Origin of the sequence: Microbacterium testaceum, assembly GCF_001476655.1 — a bacterium.
GTDB classification, from domain to species: Bacteria; Actinomycetota; Actinomycetes; order Actinomycetales; family Microbacteriaceae; genus Microbacterium; species Microbacterium testaceum_C.
Map to the genome: position 1 here is coordinate 1 of NZ_LDRT01000162.1, position 12,967 is coordinate 12,967.

Consider the following 12,967-nt stretch of genomic DNA (forward strand, 5'->3'; position numbering starts at 1 on the left):
GACCCCGCCGACCGCGATCGTCTACTCGAACGACAACATGGCGATCGCGGTCGGCGGGGTCTCGGCATCCAGGAGCTCGTCCGTCGCGCGGGCGCCGTCGGCCGCGCTGAAGTCGGTCTCCACGACACGGGCGCGGATGCCACGGGCCGCGGCCGCACGCTCGAAAGCGGCGGTGCGATGCCGGCCGTGCAGCATCGCGGACGGACCGGCGACGTGGGCGACGTCGACGTGTCCCAGATCCGCCAGGTGATCGACCGCGAGACGGATACCGGCCCCGTCGTCCACCGACACCGAGGTGAAGGGGCTGTCCACGTCGGGAACTCCGAGGGTCACCGCGGCGATACCGAGGCCGGCGACCAGCTCGATGCGCGGATCGTCGGCGCGGAGGTCGGAGAGGATGACGCCGTCGACACGGCGGTCGGCGGCGAGGCCGCGGTACGTCTCGGCTTCGTGGCGACCCGGCGTGGCCGCGGCGAGCACGAGCACCTGCCCCGACACCGAGAACTCGTCCTCGACACCGGCGATGAAGGACGGGAAGAAGGGGTCGGCCGCGATCACGTCGGGACTGCGTCCGATGACGAGACCGCACGCGAAGGCGCGACCGACGCTGAGCGAGCGGGCGCGGAGGCTCGGGCTCCACCCCATGTCGGCCGCGATGGCGAGGATGCGCTCGCGGGTGTCGGGCGAGACACCGGCGCGACCGTTGAGCGCGAACGAGACGAGGCCTTTGCTGACCCCCGCGCGACGCGCGACATCGGCGATCGTGGGTCGCGTGTCGTTCGGCATCCGTCACCTCGTCGTGGTCGGTTCTAAACCGGTTAAGTGCTTGAACTCTAAACCGGTTAAGACGCGAGGTCAAGGGATGACGTCCAACAGAATCCGACGCCGCGCAACCCGGCTGCGATGTCGGAGGTCCTCGATAGCGTGGGGTCATGAGCGAACGCGAGTACGACCTGATCGTCATCGGAGCCGGCCCCGTGGGCGAGAACGTCGCCGATCGAGCCGTGCAGGCCGGACTGAGCGCGGTCATCGTCGAGTCCGAGCTCGTCGGGGGCGAATGCTCCTACTGGGCGTGCATGCCGTCGAAGGCCCTGCTGCGAAGCGGTGCCGCGCTCCGCGCCGCCCGCGACGTCGACGGGGCGAAGCAGGCCGTGACCGGCGACCTCGACATCGCCGCGGTCCTGCGCCGCCGCGACACCATGACGAGCGACTGGAACGACTCCGGTCAGGTCGAGTGGCTGCAGGGCGCGGGCATCGACCTCGTGCGCGGACACGGGCGACTCGCCGGCGAGAAGACCGTCCGGGTCACCGCCGACGACGGGACGACCACCGATCTCATCGCCCGACACGCCGTCGCCGTGTGCACCGGTTCGGCGGCGCTGCTCCCCGACATCCCCGGCCTCGCCGACATCTCACCGTGGACGAGCCGAGAGGCGACGGCCGTCCAGAGCATTCCCGCCTCCCTCGCGATCCTCGGCGGTGGCGTCGTCGGCGCCGAGATGGCGACGGCCTTCGCGAGTCTGGGCGCCGAGGTCACGATCGTCGCCCGCTCCGGCCTCCTCGGGGGCACCGAGCCGTTCGCCGGCGAGCTCGTCACCGCGTCGCTTCGCGAGCGCGGAGTCACGGTGAAGACCGGGACAGATGCCACGGCCGCGCGCCGCGACCACGACGGGCGGGCGGTGCTCGAGCTGTCCGACGGCACGACGATCACGGCCGAGGAGGTGCTCGTCGCCACGGGCCGCGTCCCCCGCACGACCGACCTCGGCCTCGAGACCGTGGGGCTCGCGGCCGGCGAGTGGATCACGGTCGACGAGACCCTCCGCGTTCCGGGATCGAGCTGGCTGTACGCGGTCGGCGACGTGAACCACCGCGCGCTCCTCACGCACCAGGGGAAGTACCAGGCACGCGCCGCGGGCGACGTGATCGCGGCCCGCGCGAAGGGCGACGAGGTCGACGACGCGCCCTGGGGTGCCCACGTCGCGACCGCCGATCACGACGCGGTGCCGCAGGTCACCTTCACCGACCCCGAGGTGGCGTCGGTCGGGCTCACGGCCGCCGCGGCCGAGAAGCGCGGCCTGAACGTGAAGGTGCTCGACTACGACCTCGCCCAGGTGGCCGGGTCGAGCGAGCAGTCCGACGCGTACGTCGGCCAGGCGCGCGCGATCGTCGACCTCGACCGCCGTGTCCTCGTCGGTGCCACGTTCGTCGGCCCCGACATCGCCGAGCTGCTGCACTCCGCGACCGTGGCGATCGTCGGCGAGGTTCCGGTGAAGCGCCTCTGGCATGCGGTGCCGTCCTACCCGACGGTGAGCGAGGTCTGGCTGCGCCTGCTCGAGACGCTCGGCCGGGACTCCGCCTGACCCGAGACTCCGCCCGGGGCGCGTGCGCGCGCAGAGGTGGGGAGAGCGTTCCTCCCCCGCGGTAGGGTCGCTGCATGCCCCGCACCGTCGCCCTGATTCGCGGGGTCGGTGGACCCACGGCGCTGAAGATGGCCGCGCTGCGCGAGGTGTTGGCATCCGCGGGTCTCGGCGAGGTCGAGACAGTGCAGGTCGCGGGGAACGTGATCCTGGATGCCACAAGCCGCTCCCCCGACGACATCGCCGGCGTGATGCGCGAGGCCATCCGCGGGGGTTTCGGCTTCGACCTCCCCGTCCTCGTGCGCTCGCACGCCGAGCTCGTCGACACTGTCGCGCGGAACCCCTTCGCCGACGCCGCCGAGGGGCGGTGGGTGCAGACGGTGTTCCTCGACGCTCCCCCCGCCGAAACGACGCTGACGTTGCCGGACGGCATCCCGGAGGAGGCCGTACTCGATGGTCGCGAGGTGTTCGTCCGCTACCCCGAGGGCATCGGCGGCTCGAAGCTCCAGGCCGGCTGGTTCGAGAAACGCCTCGGCGTCGTCGGGACCGCCCGCAACGCGAACACGATCGCGAAGCTCATCGCACGCAGCGCCTGACCCGCGCGCCTCCGCGACCGCGCCGCCCGACCCGCCCTCGCGCCCCGCGACCCCGCGACCCCGCGCCGCAGCCCCTGTTGCCCGCGCCGCAGCCCGCGTTGCCCGCGCCGCAGCCCGTGATGCGCGCGCCGCAGCCCGTATTGCGCGCGCCGCGCCGCCGGCGCGCCTCCCCCGATAAACGCTCTCCCTGCCGAGAAACACCACGGCACCCCGTGTTTCGACAGCAGGAGCGTTTATCGGGCCGCCCCGGGCAGCCCTCACGCCGCCCCGGGCACACCCCACGCCGCCCCGGGCACACCCAACGCCGCCCGGGAGGCGCAGGGCGGCGCCGCCGCGACCGAGGCCACGACGGCGCCGAACACCACCGCGGCTCAGTGGAAGAAGTGGCGCTCCCCCGTGAAGAACATGGTCACGCCGGCCGCGCGCGCGGCGTCGATGACCTCGGCATCCCGCACCGACCCACCGGGCTGGATGATCGCCGAGATGCCCGCGTCGATCAGCACCTGCGGGCCGTCGGCGAAGGGGAAGAAGGCATCGGATGCCGCGATCGAGCCGGCCGCGCGATCGCCCGCGCGCTCCACCGCGAGGCGGCACGAGTCGACGCGGTTGACCTGGCCCATGCCGATGCCGACGGTGGCCGAGCCCTGGGCGAGCACGATCGCGTTCGACTTCACCGCGCGGCACGACTTCCACGCGAAGATGAGGCTCTCCATGTCGGCCTCGGCGGGGCGCTCGCCCGAGACGAGCTCCCAGTTCTTCGCGACCGACTCGATGTCGTCGGGGAAGCGGTCGGCATCCTGCAGCAGCAGGCCGCCCGAGACCAGACGCACGTCCATGCGCTCCTGCTGCCAGTCGGTGGGAAGCTGCAGCACGCGGAGGTTCTTCTTGAGCTTGAACACCTCGAGCGCCTCCGGCTCGAAGTCGGGCGCGATGATGACCTCGGTGAAGATGTCGCGCAGGTTCTCGGCCATCTTCAACGTCACCGTACGGTTGGCCGCGATCACGCCGCCGAACGCCGACACGGGGTCGCACTCGTGCGCGCGCAGGTGCGCCGAGGCGATCGGGTCGAGGGCGTTGGGGGCCGCGACCGCGATGCCGCAGGGGTTCGCGTGCTTGATGATCGCCACCGCGGGCTTGATCATGTCGAAAGCGGCGCGAAGAGCGGCATCGGCGTCGACGTAGTTGTTGTACGACATCTCCTTGCCCTGCAGCTGCGTGGCCTGGGCGATGCCGTGCCCACCGACGCGCGAGTAGATCGCCGCGCGCTGGTGCGAGTTCTCGCCGTAGCGCAGGGTCGACAGGCGCTCGGCCTGGATCGTCAGGTGCGCGGGCAGGTCGATGTCGTCGCCGAGCGTGCCCTCGGCGAACCACGTCGACACGGCGGTGTCGTACGCGGCGGTGTGCGAGAACGCGCGCGCGGCGAGCTCGCGACGCTGCACGAGGGTGGTGCCGCCCTGCTCCTGCAGCGCGTCGATGATCGCCGGGTACGACTCGGGCGAGACGACGATCGCGACGTTAGCGTGGTTCTTGGCCGAGGCGCGCACCATGGCCGGCCCGCCGATGTCGATCTGCTCCACGACGTCGTCGCCCTCGGCACCGGATGCCACGGTCTCGACGAACGGGTAGAGGTTGACCACGACGAGCTCGAAGGGCCGGATGCCGAGATCCTCGAGCTGCGCCTCGTGCGAGGCCAGCCGCAGGTCGGCGAGGAGCCCCGCGTGCACGTTCGGGTGCAGCGTCTTGACGCGGCCGTCGAGCGACTCCGGAAAGCCGGTCACGGCGGACACGTCGGTGACGTCGTACCCGGCCTCGCGCAGCAGCGTGGCCGAGCCGCCGGTGGAGACGATCTCGACGCCGGCCGCCGCAAGAGCGGCTCCGAGCTCGAGAAGGCCGGTCTTGTCGCTCACCGACACCAGGGCGCGGCGAATCGGGACGACGTCGCGGGGACGGTAGTCGGCGGGGTCGTGGCGGGGTCCGGCCATGGCGTGCGGCTCCTCTGTCTCGTGCGGTTCGAAAGCGGGCGACCGCCCGCGAAAATCAGGGGGTTCGGGATGCCGCGGCGGCGAGGTCGAGCTCGCCCTCGGCGATGCGCCGCACGACGTCAATCAGCAGACGACGCTCGACCGGCTTGATGCGCTCGTGCAACGCGTGCTCGTCGTCGCCGGGGAGGACGGGGATACGCTCCTGGGCGAGGATCGGCCCGGTGTCGACACCGGAATCGACGACGATGACGCTCGCGCCGGTCTGCTCGACGCCCGCGGCGAGCGCGTCGCGGACGCCGTGGGCCCCCGGGAACTCGGGCAGGTACGCGGGGTGGGTGTTGATGATGCGCGGCTCCCACGCGGCGACGAGGTCGGCCGGCAGCAGGCGCATCATGCCGCTGAGCACGACGAGGTCGGGGTTCCACACCGCCAGCTGCGCACCCAGTTCGGCCCCCCACTCCTCGCGCGAGGCGAAGGCGCTGTAGGGCACGAGGAAGGTCGGGATGCCGAAGTGCTCGGCGTGTGCGAAGCCGTCGGCCTCGCGATCGGCACCGACAGCCACCACGCGCGCCGGGAAGTCGGGAGCAGCAGCCGCCTCGAGCAGGGCGCGGAGGTTGGAGCCGGTGCCGGAGATGAGAACGGCGACCGTGAGCACGGAGGCCAGTCTACGCAGGTGCGCCCGAGCGCGCGGAGCCGCAGGCACGCCGGGCGGGTGACAAGCCCGACGCGCAGGCACCCGAGCGCGCGGAGCCGCAGGCACGCCGGGCGGGTGACAAGCCCGACGCGCGGGCGCCCGAGCGCGCGGAGCCGCAGGCACGCCGGGCGGGTGACGAGCCCGACGCGCGGGCGCCCGAGCAGGTCTCAGCGGCTCACCGGTGCGGAGCCGAGCCCTCGTCCCCGGGCTTCGCCCATGCCGCGCGGATGCGCGCACGCACCTCGTCGTCGCTGAGGTCGCCGGCCGGGTCCGTCTCGTCGGGTCCGCGGTACGCGCTCGGCCAGACATCGTGCGAGATCCCGGTTCCGGGCGCCGCGACGATCGGCGCGGGCCCCGTGGCGTGCTCATCGCGGTCGAAGGGCACCTGGGCGCGCGGACTGAACGAGAACGCGGGCTCTTCGTCGCGCGTCTCCTCGTACGAGTGCGGGGCGTCGTCGTCGAAGCCCGCGCCGCCGAAGCGCGGGCTCAGCAGAAGAATCGCCAGCCCCACCAGCACCTCGAGTCCGATCGCGAGAGCGAGCGGTCCCGGCTGCGGGCCGGTCTCGGCCAGGCGCCCGGGTCCGATCGCCCCGCGGGAGACGACGGCCATGAGTGCGCCGACCCCGCCGGCGAGCGTGGCGACCGCGATCGCCAGGACCAGGCGCGGGCCGACCGGTTCGGGGTCGGTGGTCAGCGGCATCCGGGATCGGAGGATCCATCCCGCGAGAGCGCCGATGCCGACGGGGAGGAGGACCAGCAGGAGCAGCCACGGCGAGCTGGCGTCGGGGATCGCTCCGAGCACCGGGATGCCGGGAAGCGCGCCGACCTGCGTGGCGGCAGGGGTGACCGCGCTGTCGGTGCCGACCGCGAATCCCGGTCCGGCGACGAAGGCGACGGCCCACAACACGAGGGTCGGCAGGTACATCAGCTGGCAGAGGGCGATCACGGTGGCACCGACGGCATCCGCGTTGCTCGCCTGGAAGATCCCGATGACCTGGGTCGAGCGCGCGATGAGACCGGCCACCACGACGATCCCGCCGACGCCGACGAGCCCGAGAGTCGTCAGCGCGACACCTCGGAACGCCAGCGTCGGCACGCTCGCCCACGTCGCGGGCAGGCGCGAGAGCTGTGCGCGCAGCGCGTCGATCGGCCCGTCGTCGCCGACGCGCCAGGCGCCGACGATCGCACCGACCAGGGACGGGACGAGGAACAGCAACGAGGGCAGCAGGATCGCGAGCCACGTCTCGGATGCCACGAGCGCGGCGTTGCCCGTCAGCGCGATGCCGCTCGCGATCGCGGCGAAGACGAGAGAGCCCGACAGCCATCCTGTGATCCCGGCCCCGGCCTCCGCGGCGCGCACGCCCGAGCGCGCGGCGAAGAGGGCCGTGAACGCGGCGAACGCCAGCGGCGCGAGTGACAGGGTGAAGCTCGCGAGCGAGGGGTCGATGCCGGTGGCCGCGAGGTAGGCGTCAGGGAGGGTCACCGTGAGCGGCACGAGGTGCCCGAGATGCCAGATGGCGGCCGTCGCGGGCCACAGCGCGCTCCAGTCGGGGCTGCCGAGACCGGCCACCCAGAGCAGGGCGAGCGGGGCGAGCACGACGGCGATACCGCCCGCGGCAGCCAGGAGGGCGTCGAGAGCGGCCAGGAGGGCGACAAGAAGGCGATGCATGGGCGTGAGAGACCCTACCCGCGCTCCCCGAGCGCTCTCCTCAGGCGCGGCGGTGAGGCGGCGAGGCGGCGCGGCGGCGAGGCGGCGAGGCGGCGAGGCGGCGAGGCGGCGAGGAGCTCTACCGTGCGGAGCGCGACCGCACGTAGAAGCAGTCGGGGAACCGGGTGGCCGCCGCCTCCCACCCGTCCCCGGCGGCGGGCAGGGGGCCCGGGGTGAGGATCGACACGCGCTGCACGTCCCACGCGTCGCCGGTGTGCACGAGTCGATGTTCCCCGTGGCGCGCTTCGACGAGCTTCCATCCCTGTGCTCCCGCGGCCTCGAGGTGCGCCAACTCCTCGGCGCGAGTCACCGGTCCCAGCATCCGGCCCTCCGCTGCGCCGGCACGCGTCCCGACGTAGTTCGGGTCGAAACGCTGCTGGACGGCCTGGCGCGAGACACCGAGCAGCGCGCCGATTCGCGCCCAGCTCACGCCGGAGTCGTGCGCGGTGCGCGCCGCCTGGGCCTGCAGGTCGGCGGCGACACGCGTGATGTCCTGGAACGCGGCAACGGCGGCGAGGAGACGCTCGGGGTCTTCGTCGCGGTCCGTCGGCGCTCCCGCGGCGGCGAGGCGCGAGAGTTCCACCGCGAGGTTCCTGTCGTGCGCGGGCGCGCCGGGCGCGGTCGACGTCACCGGGCTGATCCGTCGTCGCCCGGCCGCCACGACGTCGGTCGGGCGGCGGCCTCGGCACGTTGGCGACGGCGCACGAGGAGCCAGACGATCGCGGCGAGCACCAGCGCCCAGCCCGCCGCGCCGGCGATCAGCCCGGGGATGCTCGCTCCGATCACGAGGCTCACCCCCACGAGCACGAGGCCGAGAGCGGCGGCGGTGACGAGGAAACCTCGCGTGGTCCGAATGATGCGGGAGGCTGTCATATCGGCAAGGCTAGCTTGCCTCGCCGGGGGGAGGCAAGCTAGCCTTGCATCTCACGAGGTGCGCGCCCCCGCCCAGCGCTCCCACACGACCGTCGCCAGCCGCGGGTCCGCACCGATCGGGGCGGTGGTGAGATCGGCCTCCGCTTTCTCGATCACGCGGGAGAAGTGGCCGGGCGCGAGGACGTAGCTCGCCGCGACGGTGCGGTGGCCGGCTTCGCGCGCCGCGTGCACGGCATCCGGAATCCGCGGTTCGGATGCCGCGGCGTAGGCCGTCACGACCGGACCGGCGATCCCGGCCTCCGTCAGGAGCTCCGCCATGCGCTCGACATCGACGACCGCACCCGGACGCGTCGAGCCCGCGGCGGCGAGCACCACGGTGTCGCCGTCGCCGGCTCCCGCTGCCCGCACGCGATCGACGAGGATCTCGGCCAGCACCGGGTGCGGCCCGAGCGCCGGGGCGATCGGCAGTCCCCCGGCCGCCTCCACGAGGTCGACCTCGGTGTGGTAACCCGTCGACAGCAGCAGCGGCACGATCACGATGTCGTCCGTGCGCTCGCGGGCGGCGGCGACCACGTCGGTGACGTACGGCCCGTGCACGTCGACGTAGGCCTCGTGCACCTCGACGCCGGCGGGCGCGGTCGCCCGCAGCACCTCGAGCAGCGCGCGCACGACGACGCGTCCCTCCTCGAACCTCGTGCCGTGGGCGCAGGCGATGAGCACAGCGGTCATGCGTCCTCCTCGTCGATCACGTCGAGCCGGTAGCCCCGCTTGTACACGGTGCGGATGAGGTCGAGCCCGCCGAGCGCCTCGCGCGTGCGCGCGACCGCGACCTCGACGGCGTGCCCGCTCGCCTCCGCGCTCGACAGGGCGGCGATCAGGTCGGCGCGCGAGACGACCGCCCCGGGCTGGCGACCGAGCGCCCGCAGGATCTCGACGCCCGTGCGCGGCAGGGGCGTGAACGCCCCATCGAGCACGATCCCGGACGACCGGATGCCGAGGTGCCCCGCCGTGGTGGGGATGAACGGGGCGTCCGCCCCGCCGTAGTGCGTCACGACCGCGCGGACGAGAGCTCCGAGCCGGCCGCGATCGGGGATGAGCGGAGGGATCCCCGCCTCGATCAGCGGACCCGCGGTGATCGGGCCGACGGCGGCGACCAGCACGTGCCCGCGCGCGGCACGGGATGCCACCCCGTCGAGCGCGTCGGCCCGCTCGGCCGCGAGGATCCACTCGCGTGCCGCGGGCGCCGAGGTGAAGAGCACCGCGTCGACCTCTCCGCGGGCGACCTGCTGCGTCGATGCCGCGACGACCTCGGGGTCGGGCGGCGGACCCCAGCGGTAGATGGTGAGGCTCGTCACGCGCGCCCCGGCCGCTTCGAACGCCTCATCGAGGCCGTCCGCGCCGGAGCCGTGATGCTGGACCGCGACGTGGAGCCCCTCGATCCCCTCGGCGACGAGGAAGTCGCGCAGCTCCGCCGCCGTCTCGCTCTCGGCGACCCAGTCGGCCTCGAACCCCGCCTGCTGGATCGCGCCGCGCGCTTTGGGTCCGCGGGCGACGATGCGCGCGGCGTCGAGGACGGGGGCGAGCGCGTCGTGGAGTCCTGCCTCGTCGGCGGTCTCCATCCACGCGCGGAACCCCACGCCCGTCGTGGCGACGACGATGTCGGGCGGGTCGTCGACGAGCGCCCGGGTCTGCGCGATGAGTTCCTCGTCGTCGACGTGCGGAACGATCGTGAGGGCGGGAGCGACCCGTACCCGCGCGCCGTGGCGTTCGAGCGCGGCCGACAGCTCCCCCGACCGCCGGTCGACGGGAAGCAGCACGGTGCATCCCTGGAGCACCGTGCTGATCGTCCGCGCGGGTGTCGTCACCCGATGCCTTCCTCGCGCGCCCCGGCCGCGACCGCCGCCGCAGGAACCTGAACCGCGGCGGGCGCCGTGACCGGGAGAAGCAGGTCGGGCCGGGCGACCTCGCCGAACACCAGAACGGCGGGGTTGGCGAGACGGTGGGTCTCGGCATCCTGGATCGCCGTTCCGAGCGTCGTGCGGATCGTGCGCTGCTCGGGCGTGTGTCCGTTCTCGACGAAGGCGACGGGACGGCTCTCGGGAGCCCCCGCGGCCCGGGCCGCCGCGACGAACCGCGGCAGCGCGCTCACGCCCATGAGCGCGACGACGGTGGCGGAGTCGTCACGGAGGGCCGCGAGGGTCGCTTCGCTCGGCGACTCCTGACCGTTCACGACGTGCAGCGTACCGGCCACGCCGCGGTGCGTCACGGGGATTCCCGCGGCCGACGGCACGGCGATCGAGCTCGAGATCCCCGGGACGACCTCGACCGGGATGCCGGCCGCCCGGCACGCGATGACCTCCTCGCCGCCGCGTCCGTAGACGAACGGGTCACCGCCCTTCAGGCGCACGACCCGCAGGCCCTTGGCGGCGCGGTCGACGAGGATCTCGTTGATCTCGTCCTGCGGAACGGGGTGATGCTGGGGGCGCTTGCCGACGTCGACGAGCTCGACGTCGTCGCCGAGCTCAGCGAGCACGCCGGTGGGACCGAGGCGGTCGTACACGACGACATCGGCCTCGGCGAGCAGCGCGCGGGCGCGGACGGTCATGAGGTCGACGGGGCCGGGGCCGCCGCCGACGAGCGCCACGCTCCCCACGAGCGGGCGACGTCGGCGGCGGAGCGGAAGGGCGCCCTCGGCGAGGCGCTGGGCGATGGCGTCACGGACGGCGACGGTGCGGCGCGGATCGGCGCCCGCGGTCGAGACGACACCGACCATGACGTCGCCGCTCGTGGTCTCGGCAGCGAGGCGCGCGGTGCCCCTGCCCCCGTGTCCGGCGTTGACGCACCAGACGCGGCGCGCCTCCGCGGTATCGACGACGGCGGCATCGACGGATGCCGAACCCGTGGCCGTGTGACAGAACCAGGCGTCGTCGAGGTCGGAGGGTTCGAAGGGGCGTTCGCGCCACTCGATGTCCCCCGCCGCGGCGAGCGCCGCGAGGCCGTCGGTCGCGACCGGCGCGACCAGACGGATGCGGGCACCTGCCGCGCGCAGCCGGGCGATGCGCTTCTCGGCGACGGAGCCGCCGCCCACGCACACGACGAGGCGGTCGGTGAGGTCGAGTCCTGCGAGAGCGATCATCGGGGGTCCTTTCCTGCGCCGGCGGCATCAGCCGCCGGGGCGAGCTTGACGAACACGACGCCGTCGGTCACCGTGACCGGGTGGACCCGGACGCTCAGCGGCTCCTTGCCCTGGGTGTCGAGACACAGCCCGGTGCGCAGGTCGAACACCTGCTTGTACATCGGGGATGCCACGGTGGGCACGCCCGCGCGATCGCCGACGATGCCGCGCGACATGATCGCTGCACCGCTGAAGGGGTCGATCTGGTCGGTGGCGTAGAGGCGGCCGTCGTAGGTGCGGAACAGCGCGATCTGCCGGTCGCCGAGCAGCGCTGCGGCTCCCCGCTCGACGAGGAGGTCGTCGACGCGGCAGACAGCGACCCAGTGGGAGGCGTGCGAGGTCGGGGCGGGAGCCGTCGTCGCGGCCGCGCCCGCGCCCGCCGTCGAGGCCCCGGCGGGCTGGCTCGTGGCCGCGGTCGATCCGGCGGGTGCCGCCTCGGACGCGTCGGGGGCGGGGGCCGTCGTGGCCGACGGGGTCGTGGCGTCGGGGGTCATGGCATCCGTCCTCGTGGCTTCGGTCGTCGTGGCGTCCACGATCGTCATGACCGCACCGCCAGCGTCGTGCCGCCGATGAAGACCGCGCCCGAGGTGCGCTCCTCGGCCGTGGCGGGGCGGGGCTGACCGCGCTCGGACACGTAGGCGAGGGTGGGGTCGGCCGTGTCGGGGGCGTTGACGAAGCTCTGGAACCGCTTGAGCTTCTCGGGGTCGGCGAGGGTCGCGGCCCACTCGTCCTCGTAGTTGTCGATGTGAGCGGCCATCGCGCGGTCGAGGTCCTCGGCGATGCCCAGGGTGTCGTCGAAGACCACGCCCTTGAGCGCCTCGAGGCCGCCCTCGTAGTCCTGCATCCAGGGCGCGGTGCGCTGCAGCCGGTCGGCGGTGCGGATGTAGAACATCAAGAAGCGGTCGATCGCCCGCAGCAGGCCGTCGTCGTCGAGCCCCTCGGCGAACAGCACCGCGTGCCGCGGGGTGAAGCCGCCGTTGCCGCCGACGTAGAGGTTCCAGCCGGCCTCCGTGGCGATCACGCCGATGTCTTTGCCGCGGGCCTCGGCGCACTCGCGCGCGCAGCCCGAGACGCCGAACTTGAGCTTGTGCGGCGAGCGCAGGCCCCGGTAGCGCAGCTCGAGCTGCACGGCCATGCCGACGGAGTCCTGCACGCCGTAGCGGCACCACGTCTGCCCGACGCACGACTTCACCGTGCGCAGTGACTTGCCGTACGCCTGCCCCGACTCGAAACCGGCGTCGACGAGACGTCTCCAGATGTCGGGGAGCTGTTCGAGGCGGGCGCCGAACATGTCGATGCGCTGGCCGCCGGTGATCTTCGTGTAGAGGCCGAAGTCGCGCGCGACCTCGCCGATCACGACGAGCCCCTCGGGCGTGATCTCCCCGCCCGCGATGCGCGGGACGACGCTGTAGGTGCCGTCGCGCTGGATGTTGGCCATGACGTGGTCGTTGGTGTCCTGCATGGTCGCGAGCTCGCCGTCGAGCACGTGCTCGGAGTACAGGCTGGCGCTTATACACACCTGACGCTGCCGACGAACGTACGCGTTTCAGTCTCTATATCAGCCTACGTATTTAAACACCAA

Annotated in this window: 12 protein-coding genes and 1 pseudogene; 2 read left to right on the top strand and 11 right to left on the bottom strand. The window is 73.1% G+C overall.

Annotated features, from left to right (window positions below; translation table 11 throughout):
• Nucleotides 1–21: 21 nt before the first annotated feature.
• A complete protein-coding gene (locus NS220_RS17160; RefSeq protein ID WP_242864662.1) occupies nt 22–786 on the bottom strand; it encodes a LacI family DNA-binding transcriptional regulator in 765 nt (254 codons plus the stop codon).
• 146 nt (nt 787–932) lie between these two features.
• Here NS220_RS17160 and NS220_RS17165 point away from each other — a divergent pair, with 146 nt between their 5' ends.
• Together NS220_RS17165 and NS220_RS17170 are read left to right on the top strand one after the other, a co-directional pair.
• Nucleotides 933–2,360 carry a dihydrolipoyl dehydrogenase family protein gene (locus NS220_RS17165; RefSeq protein WP_058625213.1) on the top strand — a complete coding sequence of 476 codons (1,428 nt, stop codon included), beginning with the start codon at nt 933–935 and terminating at the stop codon, nt 2,358–2,360.
• 74 nt (nt 2,361–2,434) lie between these two features.
• Nucleotides 2,435–2,953 carry a DUF1697 domain-containing protein gene (locus NS220_RS17170; RefSeq protein ID WP_058625214.1) on the top strand — a complete coding sequence of 173 codons (519 nt, stop codon included), beginning with the start codon at nt 2,435–2,437 and terminating at the stop codon, nt 2,951–2,953.
• Nucleotides 2,954–3,324: 371 nt separating this feature from the next.
• Here NS220_RS17170 and purH read toward each other — a convergent pair whose 3' ends face one another.
• From purH to NS220_RS17220, 10 genes and pseudogenes are all read right to left on the bottom strand, one after another.
• Entirely contained in the window at nt 3,325–4,935 is a 1,611-nt protein-coding gene (gene purH / locus NS220_RS17175) for a bifunctional phosphoribosylaminoimidazolecarboxamide formyltransferase/IMP cyclohydrolase (protein ID WP_058625215.1), read from the bottom strand.
• A 55-nt stretch (nt 4,936–4,990) separates the two neighbouring features.
• Complete coding sequence (purN, locus tag NS220_RS17180) at nt 4,991–5,590, bottom strand: phosphoribosylglycinamide formyltransferase (RefSeq protein ID WP_058625216.1); 600 nt, start codon at nt 5,588–5,590, stop codon at nt 4,991–4,993.
• 214 nt (nt 5,591–5,804) lie between these two features.
• On the bottom strand, nt 5,805–7,298 hold the full coding sequence (locus NS220_RS17185) for a cell division protein PerM (RefSeq protein ID WP_058625217.1): 1,494 nt from the start codon (nt 7,296–7,298) through the stop codon (nt 5,805–5,807).
• Between the two features lie 118 nt (nt 7,299–7,416).
• Nucleotides 7,417–7,968 (bottom strand): hypothetical protein, encoded by a 552-nt coding sequence (locus tag NS220_RS17190; protein ID WP_058625218.1) that lies wholly within the window; start codon nt 7,966–7,968, stop codon nt 7,417–7,419.
• Nucleotides 7,965–8,210 (bottom strand): hypothetical protein, encoded by a 246-nt coding sequence (locus NS220_RS17195; protein ID WP_058625219.1) that lies wholly within the window; start codon nt 8,208–8,210, stop codon nt 7,965–7,967. Before NS220_RS17195 ends, NS220_RS17190 begins: the two co-directional genes overlap by 4 nt.
• A 51-nt stretch (nt 8,211–8,261) precedes the next feature.
• Entirely contained in the window at nt 8,262–8,939 is a 678-nt protein-coding gene (locus NS220_RS17200; RefSeq protein ID WP_058625220.1) for a sirohydrochlorin chelatase, read from the bottom strand.
• Entirely contained in the window at nt 8,936–10,075 is a 1,140-nt protein-coding gene (locus tag NS220_RS17205) for a uroporphyrinogen-III synthase (protein WP_058625221.1), read from the bottom strand. Before NS220_RS17205 ends, NS220_RS17200 begins: the two co-directional genes overlap by 4 nt.
• Nucleotides 10,072–11,346: a uroporphyrinogen-III C-methyltransferase gene (gene cobA, locus NS220_RS17210; RefSeq protein WP_081323249.1), complete on the bottom strand. Its 1,275-nt coding sequence runs from the start codon at nt 11,344–11,346 to the stop codon at nt 10,072–10,074. The genes NS220_RS17205 and cobA overlap by 4 nt, the downstream gene beginning before the upstream one ends.
• Nucleotides 11,343–11,927, bottom strand: a complete 585-nt coding sequence (gene nirD, locus NS220_RS20775; protein ID WP_346335433.1) for a nitrite reductase small subunit NirD — start codon at nt 11,925–11,927, stop codon at nt 11,343–11,345. The genes cobA and nirD overlap by 4 nt, the downstream gene beginning before the upstream one ends.
• Nucleotides 11,924–12,886, bottom strand: a pseudogene (locus NS220_RS17220) (nitrite reductase (NAD(P)H)); the annotation flags it as partial. The pseudogene NS220_RS17220 and the gene nirD, both read right to left, overlap by 4 nt.
• Nucleotides 12,887–12,967 lie beyond the last annotated feature (81 nt).

Bases quoted from the DNA above. Each gene is read 5' to 3' on its own strand.
- NS220_RS17185 (WP_058625217.1), bottom strand. From the start codon at position 7,298: ATGCATCGCCTTCTTGTCGCCCTCCTGGCCGCTCTCGACGCCCTCCTG.
- NS220_RS17200 (WP_058625220.1), bottom strand. From the start codon at position 8,939: ATGACCGCTGTGCTCATCGCCTGCGCCCACGGCACGAGGTTCGAGGAG.
- NS220_RS17195 (WP_058625219.1), bottom strand. From the start codon at position 8,210: ATGACAGCCTCCCGCATCATTCGGACCACGCGAGGTTTCCTCGTCACC.
- nirD (WP_346335433.1), bottom strand. From the start codon at position 11,927: ATGACGATCGTGGACGCCACGACGACCGAAGCCACGAGGACGGATGCC.
- NS220_RS17170 (WP_058625214.1), top strand. From the start codon at position 2,435: ATGCCCCGCACCGTCGCCCTGATTCGCGGGGTCGGTGGACCCACGGCG.
- cobA (WP_081323249.1), bottom strand. From the start codon at position 11,346: ATGATCGCTCTCGCAGGACTCGACCTCACCGACCGCCTCGTCGTGTGC.
- NS220_RS17165 (WP_058625213.1), top strand. From the start codon at position 933: ATGAGCGAACGCGAGTACGACCTGATCGTCATCGGAGCCGGCCCCGTG.
- purH (WP_058625215.1), bottom strand. From the start codon at position 4,935: ATGGCCGGACCCCGCCACGACCCCGCCGACTACCGTCCCCGCGACGTC.
- NS220_RS17160 (WP_242864662.1), bottom strand. From the start codon at position 786: ATGCCGAACGACACGCGACCCACGATCGCCGATGTCGCGCGTCGCGCG.